This window comes from Paractinoplanes rishiriensis (genome assembly GCF_016862375.1).
Classification (GTDB): Bacteria; Actinomycetota; Actinomycetes; order Mycobacteriales; family Micromonosporaceae; genus Actinoplanes; species Actinoplanes rishiriensis.
Map to the genome: position 1 here is coordinate 19,182 of NZ_BOMV01000039.1, position 14,702 is coordinate 33,883.

The 14,702-nt window shown below is 70.7% G+C and carries 17 protein-coding genes and 1 tRNA gene; 1 reads left to right on the plus strand and 17 read right to left on the minus strand.

Translation table 11 applies throughout. The features are described 5' to 3' along the window. Positions 1-195 precede the first annotated feature (195 nt). Positions 196-1,029 (minus strand): IclR family transcriptional regulator, encoded by an 834-nt coding sequence (locus tag Ari01nite_RS16990; protein WP_203782232.1) that lies wholly within the window; start codon positions 1,027-1,029, stop codon positions 196-198. A gap of 302 nt (positions 1,030-1,331) precedes the next feature. Here Ari01nite_RS16990 and Ari01nite_RS16995 point away from each other — a divergent pair, with 302 nt between their 5' ends. Then, a complete protein-coding gene (locus tag Ari01nite_RS16995) occupies positions 1,332-1,715 on the plus strand; it encodes an MDR/zinc-dependent alcohol dehydrogenase-like family protein (RefSeq protein ID WP_239162804.1) in 384 nt (127 codons plus the stop codon). 431 nt (positions 1,716-2,146) lie between these two features. Here the strand turns inward: Ari01nite_RS16995 and Ari01nite_RS17000 are convergent. The 16 genes from Ari01nite_RS17000 to eno all read right to left on the minus strand — a co-directional run bounded on the left by Ari01nite_RS17000 (position 2,147) and on the right by eno (position 14,646). Next, a tRNA-Leu gene (locus Ari01nite_RS17000) sits at positions 2,147-2,229 on the minus strand. Positions 2,230-2,287: 58 nt separating this feature from the next. Then, positions 2,288-3,664: an NAD(P)/FAD-dependent oxidoreductase gene (locus Ari01nite_RS17005; RefSeq protein WP_203782233.1), complete on the minus strand. Its 1,377-nt coding sequence runs from the start codon at positions 3,662-3,664 to the stop codon at positions 2,288-2,290. Positions 3,665-3,728: 64 nt separating this feature from the next. Then, entirely contained in the window at positions 3,729-4,307 is a 579-nt protein-coding gene (locus Ari01nite_RS17010; RefSeq protein ID WP_203782234.1) for a hypothetical protein, read from the minus strand. Then, on the minus strand, positions 4,307-5,650 hold the full coding sequence (locus Ari01nite_RS17015; protein WP_438872191.1) for a DUF58 domain-containing protein: 1,344 nt from the start codon (positions 5,648-5,650) through the stop codon (positions 4,307-4,309). The genes Ari01nite_RS17010 and Ari01nite_RS17015 overlap by 1 nt, the downstream gene beginning before the upstream one ends. Before the next feature lie 10 nt (positions 5,651-5,660). Beyond that, positions 5,661-6,653, minus strand: a complete 993-nt coding sequence (locus Ari01nite_RS17020) for an AAA family ATPase (RefSeq protein ID WP_203782236.1) — start codon at positions 6,651-6,653, stop codon at positions 5,661-5,663. 13 nt (positions 6,654-6,666) lie between these two features. Further along, entirely contained in the window at positions 6,667-7,245 is a 579-nt protein-coding gene (locus Ari01nite_RS17025) for a hypothetical protein (protein WP_203782237.1), read from the minus strand. Beyond that, positions 7,242-7,940, minus strand: a complete 699-nt coding sequence (locus Ari01nite_RS17030; protein WP_203782238.1) for a DUF4129 domain-containing protein — start codon at positions 7,938-7,940, stop codon at positions 7,242-7,244. Before Ari01nite_RS17030 ends, Ari01nite_RS17025 begins: the two co-directional genes overlap by 4 nt. A 47-nt stretch (positions 7,941-7,987) precedes the next feature. Next, the gene (locus Ari01nite_RS17035; RefSeq protein WP_203782432.1) at positions 7,988-8,725 is read right to left on the minus strand and encodes a uracil-DNA glycosylase; all 738 of its coding nucleotides are present in this window, start codon (positions 8,723-8,725) and stop codon (positions 7,988-7,990) included. Positions 8,726-8,897: 172 nt separating this feature from the next. Beyond that, positions 8,898-9,902, minus strand: coding sequence for an HAAS signaling domain-containing protein (locus tag Ari01nite_RS17040; protein ID WP_203782239.1), 1,005 nt, complete (start codon positions 9,900-9,902; stop codon positions 8,898-8,900). Continuing rightward, positions 9,899-10,228 (minus strand): PadR family transcriptional regulator, encoded by a 330-nt coding sequence (locus tag Ari01nite_RS17045; protein WP_203782240.1) that lies wholly within the window; start codon positions 10,226-10,228, stop codon positions 9,899-9,901. Before Ari01nite_RS17045 ends, Ari01nite_RS17040 begins: the two co-directional genes overlap by 4 nt. Before the next feature lie 55 nt (positions 10,229-10,283). Further along, positions 10,284-10,721, minus strand: a complete 438-nt coding sequence (locus Ari01nite_RS17050; RefSeq protein WP_203782241.1) for a hypothetical protein — start codon at positions 10,719-10,721, stop codon at positions 10,284-10,286. An 87-nt stretch (positions 10,722-10,808) separates the two neighbouring features. After that, entirely contained in the window at positions 10,809-11,711 is a 903-nt protein-coding gene (locus tag Ari01nite_RS17055) for a Ppx/GppA phosphatase family protein (RefSeq protein ID WP_203782242.1), read from the minus strand. Then, positions 11,708-12,202, minus strand: a complete 495-nt coding sequence (locus Ari01nite_RS17060; RefSeq protein ID WP_203782243.1) for an amino-acid N-acetyltransferase — start codon at positions 12,200-12,202, stop codon at positions 11,708-11,710. Before Ari01nite_RS17060 ends, Ari01nite_RS17055 begins: the two co-directional genes overlap by 4 nt. Next, on the minus strand, positions 12,203-12,706 hold the full coding sequence (locus tag Ari01nite_RS17065; protein WP_203782244.1) for a DUF501 domain-containing protein: 504 nt from the start codon (positions 12,704-12,706) through the stop codon (positions 12,203-12,205). It lies immediately after the preceding gene. Beyond that, a complete protein-coding gene (locus Ari01nite_RS17070) occupies positions 12,706-13,260 on the minus strand; it encodes an FtsB family cell division protein (RefSeq protein ID WP_203782245.1) in 555 nt (184 codons plus the stop codon). The genes Ari01nite_RS17065 and Ari01nite_RS17070 overlap by 1 nt, the downstream gene beginning before the upstream one ends. A gap of 102 nt (positions 13,261-13,362) precedes the next feature. Next, positions 13,363-14,646 (minus strand): phosphopyruvate hydratase, encoded by a 1,284-nt coding sequence (gene eno, locus Ari01nite_RS17075; RefSeq protein ID WP_203782246.1) that lies wholly within the window; start codon positions 14,644-14,646, stop codon positions 13,363-13,365. Between the last annotated feature and the right edge of the window lie 56 nt (positions 14,647-14,702).

Genomic DNA, 14,702 nt, shown 5'->3' on the forward strand with positions numbered 1-14,702 from the left:
GGCGCGCGCTCCCGGCTGCGGTCGGCCCACCGCCGGCCGGCCCGTGCGGGAGACGCGTGACATCCCCGGCCGTACGTCCGCCCATCCTCCGTTCGGGTGGCCGGGCGCGGCTCAACGCCGACACGAAGGCGGAAATGCCGTTCTCGCGCAGCGGTGCGGCCCGGGCAGGCAGACGGGTGGCCGCCGGCCCATACCTCACTGAATGGAAGATCGACCCTCGATCGCGCGGCGGTCGCCGGCTAAGCCGGCGTTGTGACCTGCTTCGATGCGGGGGAATTCGCGTTTCGACGCGCCGAGTTCGCGCGAGATCTCCGCCGCCGTGCGGCGGAGCAGGTTGCCCAACAGGCGACCGTCGCTGGGTGCGCGTACCGCCACGGATACGGCCGCCACGATCGTCGCCTGCGCGCGGAAGACCGGGGCCACGGCGGAGAACGGCCCGATACCGTCGCGGGACTCGGCCAGGCCATGTCGCCGAATGTCGGCCAGGGACTGTCTGAGCCCATACGCCGAGCAGGCCGGGCGCCCGCCGGTGCGGTGGCCGTCGGCCAGCACTTCGTGGAGTACCTCGGTCGCGGCGTACGCCAGCAGCACCTGACCGATCCCGGGCGACGCCAACGACACCCGGGTGCCCGGGGGACGCAGCGGTCGCACGGGTTGGTGGCCGTTGATCGCCGAGACGTACATCGCGTCGGCGCCGAGCGGTACGGCCAGGTGCACCGATCCGTGGGTGGCCTCGTAGAGATCCTCCAGGTACGGCATGGCCACATCGTCCAGGCGGGAGATTGTCGGAGTCAGCCGGCCAATCTCCCACAAGCGCACGCCGACGGCATACCGCCCGGCAGCCGTACGCTGGACCGCGCCGTGCTCGATCAGTTCGCGCAGCAGCCGATAGGCGGTGGCCGGGGGCAGGCCGGTCGTCCGGCTGATGTCGGTCAGACCCAGCTCGGGACGCTCGATGCTGAACGCGTCCAACACACGCAGCAGCCGACGCGCCACCGACTCGCCTCGTGCGCTGCTGTTTCCAGCCACCGCGCCTCCCTGAGTGCCGGGTACCCACTTCGGAGGCGTTGCATGCGCCCGATCGGCCCCGGAATTCGAGCCGCTTCTCCGGTGCCGGCCGGTGGTGCCGGAGGACTGTAGGTCCCGGAACCGCCGGCCTAGCGACCCTTGGTCTCTAGTACGGCGGCCGCCGTTCAGGATATTCGGGCAGGGCCGGTGGACGTAGGGCAGCCATTGGATGATCGTCTGTATGAGGTGGTGAGCGCGAACGCGGCCGTGCCGAACGCGCCGACCAGTAGCCGGGGACCGGACAAGTGCATCGACGCGGTCGCATGGAAGCCACCCACGGCAGCGCCCACATCGCCGCGTACGACCGGGTCAAGCAGGCCGTACGGTCGGAGACCGAACCCCCGCACGCGCTGCGCCAGGCGATCCTGTCGTGCCGCAGCGGCGGCGTGGTCTCGGTGATCGGCGTGTACGGCGGCCTGCTGGACAAATTCTCCGCCGGTGCGTGGATGAACCGAGCGCTGACCCTGCGTACCGGGCAATGCCACGTGCAGCGCTACATGAAGCCGCTGCTGCAGCGCATCGAACGCGGAGAGATCGATCCCACCCGGATCATCACCCACACCCTGCCGCTCGACGAGGCAGAACACGGCTTCGAAGTCTTCAAGAACAAGCAGGACAACTGCGAGAAGGTCGTCCTCAAACCCTGACAGCCACCCACATCCGGCCACCGTGCTCGCCGCGGTGGCCGGATGCGGCGTCTATCCGGCTGGTCTGCGATGCCCGCCCGGCTGGGCCGATGACCCATGAGTGCGCCTGCCGGAGGAGGGCACCGCATCTGCCGTTAGCGAGGTAGACCGCCAAGGCGATGCTGGTAGATGCCGAATGTGACGTGCCTTGCAACAGCCAACGGCACCCTAAAGCGTCGTCGAACTGATCATCAGAGACCGTGATTAACTTACTCATTTAGCCGATGAGAGCACGCTGAGTCTTCGACCTTAGTCGCTACGAGAACCGGCTAGCCGATGCCAGCAAGCTCGGAGTAGCCCTGCAATCTCGTTGCGGAACCGCTGCGTGCCCCCAGTGGGACACGCAGCAGACCCCAACCAACGGCCGATGATCTCCGTGCGGAGGCTCAGGGTGCCCGGGGCGGGTCTCGAACCCGCACGCCTCGCGAGGCAGCCGCTTTTAAGGCGGCCGTGTCTGCCATTCCACCACCCGGGCGGGCTGCTGACACCGTATCGGTTGCCGCCCGGGCAGTGGAATCGGACTGGCGGTCCCGTCAGCGTGACCCTGCGGTCTCCCGAACCGGAGGGGTCACGTGGGTGAACTCGTCCCTGGGGGCGTGCAACTGGCCCAGCGCGATCGTCTCCCGGCGCAGCACGAAGGCCAGCGTCCAGTCGGCGACGACCCGGACCTTGCGGTTGAACGACGGGATACGGCTCATGTGGTAAGTGCGGTGCATGAACCAGGCGGGCATGCCCTTGACCTTCAGCCCGTAGACGTGTGCCACGCCCTTGTACAGGCCCAGACCGGCCACGCTGCCCACGTACCTGTGCCGGTAGTTCTCGGGTTCGAAGCCCAGAATCACCGACCGGATGTTGTCGGCCAGCACCTTGGCCTGCCGGACCGCGTGCTGCGCGCTCGGCGAACAGTAGGCACCCGGGTTGGTGAGGTCGGGCACCTGGGCGCAGTCGCCGGCCGCCCACGCGCCGTCCAGCACCCGGTCGCCGTCGACCACCTGGAGGGTGGGCGCGCAGGTGACGTGCCCACGCGGGCCACGCGGCAGGTCGGTGTGGTCGAGCATCGGCGACGGCTTCACACCCGCCGTCCAGACCAGGGTCTCGGCCCGGAACCGTTCGCCATCATCGGGGTTGTCCTGGGGTTTTCCGCTGCGGGAAGATTCAGCCAGCACGATGTCGCCGTCGACGCACGACTCGAGACGGGTGTCCAGGCGCAGGTCGATGCCGCGCTTGTCGAGCTCGCGGGCGGCGTACGCGCCCATCTCCGGACCCACCTCGGGCAGAATGCGCTTGGTCGCCTCCACCAGCACGAAGCGGACCTCGTCCTGGTCGAGCTCCGGGTAGTACTTGCCGATCGCCTCGCGGACCACGTCCTCCATCTCGGCGAGCGCCTCGATGCCGGCGAAACCGCCACCCACGAAGACGAACGTGAGCGACGCCCGGCGCACCGCCGGGTCGGGCGTCACGGCCGCCACGTCGAGCTGGTCGAGCACGTGGTTACGCAGGTAGATGGCCTCACCGATGGTCTTGAAGCCGATCCCGCGCTCGCGCAGGCCGGGGATCGGCAGGGTGCGCGAGACCGAGCCGGGCGCCACGATGATGTGGTCGTACGTCATCTCGGTGGACGGGCCCTCGATGGGCTGGATGGTGACCGTCTTGCGCGCGTGCTCGACGTTGGTGACCTCGCCGGACACGATGCGGCAGTTCTTCAGCTCGCGGCGGAGCGGCACGACGGAGTGCCGCGGGGAGATGTTGCCGGCGGCTGCCTCGGGCAGGAACGGCTGGTACGTCATGTGCGGCTGCGGGTCGATGACGACCACCTCGGCCCGGCGCCGGCTCAGCTTCTTCGACAGCCGCAGGGCCGCGTACAGCCCCACGTGCCCTGCCCCTACGACGACGATGCGCTGCGGTTTCACGCCCCCATTCTCCCGCGCGGGACCGCTCGGCGACCCCTGCTGTGACGTTCGACAACGCCGTTGGTCACGTGCCGTCGGGCACACGTTGCAAGAGTCGCGCTATCAGGACGGTGGCGCCCACCGCACCGGCCAGGCCCACGATCGTCGCGAGGAGGAAGGCGCCGCCGGCCAGGTCGGCGGACAGGCCCAGGACGACCACGGTGAGCACCGCCGAGATCAGCACCACGCCGGCGACCCGCAGCAGCCAGTTGCTCACCACGTCGACGTTCACCACGGCGTCGAACGGCAGCACGGCGGCCAGCGCGGTGAGGCTGTGTCCGATGTAGAGCAGGCTGGCCATGGTCAGCACCCGCCAGAGCGCGACCGGCGCGTCGTAACCGGTGGTGTCGACCAGCCAGCCGGCCACCACGAGCACCGCCGAGAAAGTGGCGCCACGGCCGCGCGGCGCCGCCGCCGGATAGATCGCGGCCAGCGCCAGCAGGACGAAGTATTCGCTGCCGACCAGGGCCGCGGGCCACGCCACGATCATCGCGAGCAGGCCGGCCAGCGCCACCCCGCAGCGCACCAGGAACGGCGCCGGGGTGGCCCGGGCCAGCACCGACTTGGTGACATCGAGCTTCTTGCCGAACGCGAAGAGGGCCATCAGCGGCCCCTCGGCACCGACGCGAGGCGGGCCACGTCCCGCAGCACCAGGTCGAGGCTGCCGGCCCCGGCCCAGGCCACCACCGGTACGCCGTGCTCGCGCAGCCGGCCCAGCACGTTCTCGCGCTCGATCCGCCACAGCCGGGTGGCCAGCGGGGTCCAGTGGCTCCGGTTTACCGGCGCGGCGCCGGGCGGCAGCGTGTCGACCGCCACCACGTACCGGCCGGAGCGGGTCAGCTGGGCCAGCATGTCGGCCGACCGCGGATCGACCAGCGGGGTCAGCACCATGACCAGCGCGTCCGACGAGACGTGGTGCACGCCGAAGACGTTCTCGTAGTCGTCCTCGTCCAGCTCGACCGGGTCGGGCCGCACGTCCAGCAGCCACTCGAGGATCAGCACGTATTGCCGCCGGCCGGTGGCCGGGCGCAACCGGCGGGCCGCGGCGCCGTACTCGAGCAGCGACACCCGGTCGCCGCGCTGGAGGTAGTGCTCGGCGATCGCGGCCGCGGCCCGGACCGTGGTGTCGAGCACCGAGGCCCCGCCGGAGACACCGCCCGAGACGCCCACCTCGCCCAGCACGTCGAGCAGCAGTAGCACCTCGGCGTCCCGGTCCGACAGGGTCGAGGCCACGTGCAGGTCGCGGGTGCGCAGCGAGACCCGCCAGTCGATGCGCCGCAGCCGGTCGCCCGGCGCGAACGGGCGGACCCCGGCCAGCTCGCCACCCTCGCCCGGCCGGCGGGACCGGTGGTTGCCGACCAGCCCGGCGGCGGCCGGCATGGCCTCGGTCGCGTTGAACGGCTCGGTCACCGGATAGACCCGCACGCCGCGCGCGCTGGTCACCACCGGGCGGCAGGCCAGCAGGCCGCCGCAGGCCGCGACCCGGGCCGCCGCCGGGCCGACGTCCTGCCGGCCCCACCGGGTCGCGTTGCCGGGCAGGTCGACCGCTTGCCAGCCGTCCGGCGGCACGGTCAGCGCGAACGGCCGGTCGGCGTGCTCCAGCTTCAGCCAGGGCGACGTCCGGGTCCGCACCACCACCAGGTCGTACGTGATGACGTCAGGGTTACTCACGGTCACCGCGGCCTCGACGTGCCCGCCCTCGACCACGTAGTCCTCGTCGGCCGCGATGGTCACCTCGGGCGCGGACCGCGGCATGCGGCGCAGGCCGATGGCGGCACCGATGGCGAACGGTGCGGCCAGCAGGACCAGGTCGACCCGGCCGAGCGCCACCCCGAGCAACAGCAGCAGGCCGGTCAGCAGCACCGAGCGGCCCAGTGCCCGGGTCGGCACCCACACCGGCGCCGACCACTGTTCCGCCTCGGCCGCCGGCGGCACCGCGGTGCGCAGCTGGTATCGGTCAGTCATGCCGGGCGTACGTCGGCAAGGCCCCGCTCGCCGGGGCCGGCACGTTGGTCAGCACCTCGTGCACCACGAAAGCCGGGTCGACCCGGCGCAGCCACATCTCGGGCCGCAGCGTGATCCGGTGTGCCAGGGCCGGCACCGCCACGTCCTTGACGTCCTCCGGCACCACGAAGTCGCGGCCGGCCATCACGGCCCGGGCCCGGGCCAGCAGCAGCAGCGCCAGCGAGCCCCGCGGCGACGAGCCGACCAGCACCGACGCGTGCTCACGGGTGGCCGAGGCCAGGGACACGATGTAACGCCCGATGGAGTCCTCGACCGTGATCAGCTCGAGCGACGCCTGCATGGCCTGCAGCATCCGGGCGTCCACCACCGGTTGGAGGTACGCGTCCTCCTGGCGCCGGGACATCCGGCGCTGGAGCACGTCCCACTCCTCCTCGGCGGTCGGGTAGCCGAACGAGACCCGCAGCATGAACCGGTCGAGCTGGGCCTCCGGCAACGGGTAGGTGCCCTCGTACTCGATCGGGTTGGCGGTGGCCAGCACGTGGAACGGCGGGTCCAGGCGGTAGGTGACGCCCTCGACCGAGACCTGCTTTTCCTGCATGGCCTCGAGCAGCGCGGCCTGGGTCTTGGGCGGCGTCCGGTTGATCTCGTCGGCCAGCAGCATGTTGGTGAAGACCGGGCCGGCCCGGAACGCGAAGTCGCCCTTGCGCTGGTCGTACAGGAACGAGCCGGTGACGTCGGCGGGCAGCAGGTCGGGGGTGAACTGCAGGCGGCGGAAGTCGAGCCCGAGCGACTGGGCGAAGGAGCGGGCGGTCAGCGTCTTGCCGAGGCCGGGCAGGTCCTCGAGCAGCACATGACCGCCGGCCAGGATGCCGGCCAGCACCAGTTCCAGGGACTCGCGCTTGCCGACCACCACGCTGCCGACCGAGTCCAGGACGGCACCGGCCAACCTGCCCACCTCGTACGGGGGAAGGGCGTTCTCGGTCACCGGCGTACCTTTCTCACAGTCGTTCCAACGTGTCCACGTACGCTTCGAGTTCACGCGATCTCGGATGTCTTCGGCCAGGATCGTGCAGCGCCGCCCAGAGCGGGTCGCCGAGCAACTCACGGGCCCGGCGTGGGTCGGACTGCCGGGTGATCCCGTGCCGCAACCTCAGCCGCTCGTCGGTGAGCTCCGCCAGCACCGGCAAGACGTTACGCGTATACACCTCGGCGTCCGCATGCGCCCGGTCGAGGTTGCGCTCCCAGCGGCGTACGGCCAACCGCAGTGAGTCGTTGCCCGCCTCGCGCGACGCCGCGGACCCAGCCGCTCGCCGCTTCGGCAGCGGCGGCGGTGCCACCTCGGAGACCGCGAACAGCACCAGCCGCAGCCCGATGAAGAACACCACCACCAGCGGCACCGAGATCCGCAGGCCACCGGCCCGCAGGCCGGCCACCGTCACCACGGTCGCGGCGATCACCAGCAGCGCGTTGCGCAGGATCATCAACGCCCGGGAGCGCTCCTTGGCAACCGGCTCGGGCGCCTCCTCGACCGGCTCGTCGCGGGCGCTGAACAGCTCGTCGAGACCGCCGTCGCTCATAGCGTCACCACCGCACCGAGGTCGGCGCGCAGCCGCTCCAGCGCACTGCGGGCCTGCTGCCGCATCTCGTCGTCGACGGTGTGCGTGGCGTAGCGCGCCTGCCGGTAGACGTCCAGCAGCGCGGCCAGCACCTGGGCGTCCACCCGCTGCTCGCGCAGCAGCCGCCCGACCAGGTCGGTGGGGCTGTCGCCCGGGTTGCGCGGCGTGCCGGCGGCCGCAGCGGCCTGTTCCAGCCGCACCCAGCAGGCGATCACCGCGCGGCGCGGATCACGATCGGCGTCGGACAACTCCTCGAGGCCGGCGTCCAGCGCGGCGACCAGTTCGTCGGCCGTGCGTCCCTGGTCGCGGCGGGTCGGATTCCGGCCCTTCTTGCGGGCCCGGCGCTTGGCCTGCTCGCGGAACAGCGCGTAGACGACCAGCCCCAGCACGATCAACGCCAGCCCACCGAGAACCAGCACGGCCACCGACCCCACCCAGTCCGGCAGCCCCTCGGCCGCCTCGGGCTCGGGACGCGCTGTCTCCAGCGCGACGCTGGGCGCGGCGGTCGGCAGCAGCGGCGGGTCGGTGGTGGGCGCCGCGTCGTCCACGATCTGGTCGAGCTGAGGCGCCGACCGGGTGGCCGCCAGCCCCGTGACGAAGAGCAACACCAGGACGGCGGCAAGGGGCCACCAGCGGCGCACTGCGGCAAGATCCATCGGGCTGGCTCAGACCTGTCGGTTCGGGGGATTCCGGCTGTGCCGAATCATGCCAGGCCCGCGACGGCCTTTGCACGGGCGAACACCTCATCGAGCATCGCCGGGGTAAGTCTCCCGGTGAAGGTGTTCTGCTGGCTGACGTGGAAACACCCAAGCAGGATCGGAACGCCGGGCATGTTGATCTGCGCACCATGCCCGAATTTCGGGCGCGGCACCGGAGCCCGCTCGCCGTAGACCGCGCTCATGGCCGGCCACCAGGCGGCCCAGGCGAACGCCCCCAGCGCCACGACCACCTTGAGCGTCGGCCGGATCAGCTCGATCTCGCGATGCAGCCAGGGGGCGCAGGTGTCCCGCTCGTCCGGGGTCGGCTTGTTGTCCGGCGGCGCGCATCGGACGGCCGGGAAAATGCGCGTATTCCGTAGTTTGAGGCCATCGCCGATGGCGACGCTCAACGCCTGGTTGGCGAGGCCGGCCCGATGCAGCGCGGCAAAGAGGACATCTCCCGAGCGATCGCCGGTGAAGAGCCGGCCGGTGCGGTTGCCGCCGTGCGCGGCCGGCGCCAACCCGAGAATGCCGATCTCCGCGTCCGCGTTGCCGAAGCCCGCGATCGGCCGCCCCCAATACTCCTGGTCGCGGAAGGCGGCCCGCTTGACCCGTGCGACCTCCTCCCGCCAGGCCACCAGCCGCGGGCAGGCAAAGCATTCCGCGATCTCAGCGTCCAGCACGCCGAGATCGGCGGCGGCAGCAGCGTGCGCCACCACGTCGTCCTTGGTACGAGACCGCATCGTCACCCCGGCAGCACAACACGCCGCCCCGAAAGCCGCTCGCCCGCCCCCGCCACTCCGAGCGCATCTGCTCAGCGCATTCGCCAAAGGTCCACATACGCCGGCACTCGGCGGTGCGGGACGTAATTCGCGGGCCGGCGCACCCGGGAGGCACACCGGCCGGCGACGGCGATCAACTGGAAGGCGACGGCGAAGGGCGGGCGGACGACGGCGAAGGGCCGGTGGGCGACGCCGAAGCGTCATCGGGCGCAGGAGAAGGACCGGCCGGGCCGGCGCCCTCGGCCGGGGTCACGCTCGGCGATGCACCCAGCGGAGCGTTCTGCGGGCAGAACGGGTAACCCAGGCTGCGGGACCGCATTGTTTCGCCGGTGTTCGGGTCGGTGCAGTAATTGTTGCCCAGCTGAATGGGGGCGCCGTCCTGGTCGTACAACCTCGCGCCCTCCACCAGACGGCCCTGATTGTCGTACACGTAGACGTCATTGACGTGGCCGAACTCGTTGGGATTGCCGCCGTGGTAACTCACGTCGAAATAGCCGGGCTGCCGGGTGCTGCTGTCCGCAGTTGCGAAACCGCCGAACGCCACCAGGATCAGCACCACAGTCCCGATCCGCAGGGCCAGGCGCGGGCCCCCGCCGAGGGTGTCGGTGCGTTTGCCCAGCCCGATCGAGACGATCACGCAGCCGGTCAGCAGGACCAGGGCGAGCAGGTCGTTGCCGCTGATCCGGGGCAGCAGACCGATTTCCCGGCTGTTTCCTTCGACCATGTACGCGATCAGCATGGCCACCAGGTAACCGCGCGCCACCCACCAGGCCGGACGGAGCAGCAGCAGGAAATCGCTGGTCTTCGCGTACCCGATCACCGGGCCGGTCCGGACGTCGGCGTCGTGCACCAGGCGCAGCACGTTGTCGCGGGTCTCGATCAGGCCGGCGAACCGGTTGGGCGCCGGCGGGTCCGGGAAGCCGCCGATCAGGCCCGCGCTGGCGAGCAGTTCCTTCGCGTACACCTCCGGTGGGCCCAGCCGCTCCACCAGCGTGCCGATCCCCTCGGCCTGCACCTCCGCCAGGTGTTCGGGCAGGTCCTCGAGCAGGTCGAGGCGGGTCGGCTCGGACACTCCCGCCAGGGCCCGCCGGACGCCCTCGACATACGCCGTGATCTCGTCGGAATCCGTGACGTTCACGCCGCCCCCCGATCGCGCAGCAGATCTTCCATGATGGATGCAAAGCCTTGCCAGATCTTGCCGGACCGCTGCAACTCCGCCCGGCCCGCGGCGTTCAGCGCGTAGTACTTGCGGTGCGGGCCCTCGTCGCTGGGCACCACGTAGGTGTTCAGGAAGCCGGCGTTGAACAGCCGGCGCAGCGTGCCGTAGACGGAGGCGTCACCGACATCGTCCAGCCCGGCGGCCCGGAGCCGCCGCAGGATGTCGTAGCCGTATCCGTCCTCGTCGCGCAGGACGGCCAGCACGGCCAGATCCAGGACGCCCTTGAGGAGTTGGGTCGTATCCACGCGCTGCACAGTACTTCGCAGTGCGAAATACCGTCAAGCCGCGAATTGACGGCTTTCAGTCTTCGAGGGCCTCGCGGATTTTCCGGAGCCGGGCCTGCTCCTCGGCCACGAACTTCTCGTAGGTGGGGTTGGGCAGGCCGAACTCGACGGCCAGGCGCTCGACCTCGCCGGCGTGACGCTTCCGCTCGGCGAGAGCGGCCCGCTCGCGCACCGCCCGGCGCTCGGCCCGGCTCATTCGCGGCACCACCGGCCGGACCAGGGGCCGGCCGCTCAGCCGAGCCCCGCCCGCGCGCACACGCCGCCCCACCCGACCACCCGATAAGTCGTATTTATCGGCCAGGTAAGGGCTGGAAGAAGGGCGCGACCGTTCCGCCAGCGAGCCGAGCATCACCAGCGCCGCCGGGACACCCAAAACCGTGAGGGCGAACGCGATCCAGCTGTTGGCGGCGCAGCCGACGACACCGGCGAGGACGAACAGCAAGAGAACGGGCACGGTCAGCACCTCCGGAAGCGCACCCTATGCGTCCGTCATACCCCCACTTGCCGGAAACGCCGAGCCTGTCCACCGGACGGTGGACCCCTACAGGCTCAGGCAGATGCCGTCCAGGATGTCGTGTTCGGAGGCGACCACCGAGGTCAGCCCGGACCGCTCCATGATGATCTGGAGGATCAGCGCGCCGCCGCCGATCACGTCCGCCCGGCCGGGGTGCATCACCGGCCGGGCCAGCCGCTCGGCGACCGTCATGCCCAGCAGGTCCGCGGTCACCTTGGCCACCTCGTCGCGGCTCACCCGGGCGTGGTGGATACGCGTCGCGTCGTACCCGGGCAGGTTTTGCGCGAGTGCCACGACGGTCGTGACCGAACCGGCCAGGCCGACCAAAGTCGCCGCCTCGCGGCCGGGCACCGCCGCGAGCGCCGTGTCCACCGCGGCCGTGATGTCGGCCGTGGCCGCCGCGATCTGGGCGGCCGTGGGCGGATCGTCGTGCAGGTGCCGCTCGGTCATCCGGACGCAGCCGATGTCCATCGAGATCGCGTGCTCGACGCCGCTGCTGCCGGTCACGAACTCGGTAGAGCCGCCGCCGATGTCGACCACCAGGTACGGCGGGTCGGCGGTCAGGCCGGCCACCGCGCCGGTGAACGAGAGTCGAGCCTCCTCGTCGCCGGTGATCACCTCGGGGTCGACGCCCAGCACGCTGCGCACCATGTCCCGGAAGTCGGCCGCGTTGGACGCATCCCGGGACGCCGAGGTGGCGCACATCCGGACCCGGCTGATGCCCAGTTCGGCGATCTCCGCCGCGTACCCCAGCAAGGCCTTTCGGGTGCGCGCCAGCGCCGCGTCGGAGATCCGGCCGGTGCGGTCGACGCCCTCGCCCAGCCGGACGATCTCCATGCGCCGGGCCACGTCGGTGAGCCCGCCGCCGGCCGCGTCCGCGATGAGCAGGCGGATCGAGTTCGTGCCGCAGTCGATCGCCGCGACTCTCATAGGTGCAGCAGCATTCTCGTGTTCCCCAGGGTGTTGGGCTTGACCCGTTCCAGGTCGAGGAATTCGGCCACACCTTCGTCGTACGACCGAAGTAATTGCTCGTAGACGCTGTGCGGAACGGGCGCGCCGTCGATCTCGGTGAAACCGAACGAGCCGAAGAACCGGGTCTCGAACGTGAGGCAGAAGACCCGGCGGACGCCCAGGTCACGGGCGGCGTCCAGGAGGCGCGCGACGATCTTGTGGCCGATCTTGCGACCGCGGTGGGCGGGGTCGACCGCCACCGTGCGGATCTCGGCGAGGTCCTCCCACATGACGTGCAGCGCGCCGCAACCGAGCACCTGGTCGTCGGCGTCGACCGCCACCCAGAACTCCTGCACCGACTCATACAGCGTGACCGTGGCCTTGCTGAGCAGCCGGCGGTCGGACGTGTACTCGTCCACCAGAGTCCGGATGGCCCTTATGTCACTGGTCCGTGCTCGCCGGATTTCCACCTATTCGTCCTTTTTAAGCCGTACGCACGGGCCGTCGATCCACCACGGCTCGACCGCGTCGCGCACCTCATCACCGAACGGGTTAACCCCGCGCCCCACGGCGAGGGCGTGGCCCAGATGGACGTGCAGGCACTTCACCCGCTCGGGCATGCCACCCGCGGCCACGTTCGCGATCTCCGGCACGTCCTCGATAGCGGTGCGCCGGGCCAGGTAGTCCTCGGTGGCCTTACGGTACGCAAGCGCCAGTTCCGGGTCGGTGGACAACCGGTCCTGCATGTCGCGCATCACGCCGGCCGACTCCAGCCGGCTGCACGCGGCTGTCGCATGCGGACAGGTCAGATAGAACAGGGTCGGGAAGGGGGTGCCGTCATCCAGCCGCGGCGACGTCTCCACCACGTCCGGGTTGCCGCAGGGGCAGCGGTGCGCGATCGCCCGGGTGCCCCGGGGCATGCGGCCGAGCTGGGCCGCCACGGTCTCGAGGTCGGCTTCGGAGGGTGTTCCCATTAGTTCGGCGACTCCGCGTCGGCGGCTCGGACGCTGCTCCACAGCGTTTCGTACCAGCGGTCGGGGGCGGCCGCCGGGGCGTTCTTACCGGCCTCGCGCGCGGCGCCGGCCGGGTCGTTCAACACCAGCAGGGGCGTCTCCCCCGGGCGTACGTAGAACAGTTTTTCGCGGGCCTGGGCGCGCAGGTATTCCGGGTCCTTCCATTTCTGGAGTTCCTCGGAGGTGTCGGCGATCGCCCGGCGCTGCTCGGCCTGTTCGGCCTCGAGCTGCGCGATCTGCGACTCCTGGGCGAGATAGACCCGCAAGGGATAGGTGTACGCGAGGGCGAGCGCGACGAACACGACGATCAGGACGGTCGCCCGGCCGGTCAGCCCGCGCGGCGGCCGGGGCGCGGCGGTGCGCTTGGCCGGTCCGCTGCCGGTGTTGATGCTGCCGGTGCGCCGCGACGACGCCGGACGCGCCCGCGTGCGGGTCGAGCTCGTGGTGCGCACCCGCGACGAGCCGGTGCGGCGGGCCGGGCCCTGTCCGCTCGGCGTGCGCCGCTGTGTGGTCACCCCTGCTCCCCCGCTCGACCGGTCATGAGTTGTGGCACCCGCTGAACCGAACCTATGTCGAGGACGGCGGGAGCCACAACTCCATGATCTTCGGTCCGGTGGTTATGCGACCCGGTAACGCGGGAATGCGCCCGCACCGGCGTAGCGGGCCGCGTTCTCCAGCTGCTCCTCGATACGCAGCAGCTGGTTGTACTTCGCGACGCGGTCGGACCGGGCCGGCGCGCCGGTCTTGATCTGGCCGCTGCCCACCGCGACGGCCAGGTCGGCGATCGTGGTGTCCTCGGTCTCACCGGAGCGGTGCGACATCATCGTCTTGAATCCGGCCCGGTGCGCCAGGTCGACGGCGTCCAGGGTCTCGGTCAGCGAGCCGATCTGGTTGACCTTGACGAGGACCGCGTTGGCGGCGTTCTCGGCGATGCCCCGGCCGATCCGGGTCGGGTTGGTCACGAACAGGTCGTCACCGACGATCTGGATCTTGTTACCGAGCTGGCCGGTCATCGCGCTCCAGCCGGCCCAGTCCTCCTCGGACAGCGGGTCCTCGATGGAGACGATCGGGTACTCGTCGGCCAGCTTCGCGTAGTAGGTGATCATCTCGTCGGTCGACTTCGGGGTGCCCTCGAAGACGTACGAGCCGTCCTTGTAGAACTCGGTGGCCGCCACGTCCATGGCCAGCACGATGTCGGTGCCCAGGGTGAAGCCGGCGGCCTGCACGGCCTCGCCGATCAGGTCGAGCGCGGACGCGTTGGACGGCAGGCTCGGCGCGAAGCCGCCCTCGTCGCCCAGGCCGGTGGACAGACCCTTCTTCTTCAGCACCGACTTGAGCGCGTGGTAGACCTCGGCGCCGGTGCGCAGCGCCTCGCGGAACGTCGGCGCGCCGATCGGGGCGATCATGAACTCCTGGACGTCGACGTTCGAGTCGGCGTGCGCGCCACCGTTCAGGATGTTCATCATCGGGACCGGCAGGACGGCCGCGTTCGGCCCGCCCACGTAGCGGAACAGCGGCAGCTCGGCCGACTGCGCGGCGGCCTTGGCCACCGCCAGCGACACGCCGAGGATCGCGTTCGCGCCCAGCTCGGACTTGTCGGCGGTGCCGTCCAGGTCGAGCATCTTCTGGTCGATGAGACGCTGCTCACTCGCCTCGTAGCCGAGCAGCTCGTCGGCAATCTTGTCCTCGATGTTGGCGACCGCCTTCTCGACACCCTTGCCGAGGTAGCGGCCCTTGTCGCCGTCGCGCAGCTCGAGAGCCTCGAACGCGCCGGTCGAGGCGCCCGACGGCACCGCGGCCCGGCCGACCGTGCCGTCGTCCAGCCCGACCTCGACCTCGACGGTCGGGTTGCCCCGGGAGTCGAGAATCTCGCGGGCGACGATCGCTTCGATGGTGGCCATGTGTGGTGTCGCTCCTTTTGCGTAAGGCTGTCGTATACCGACCGCGACCCTGCGGC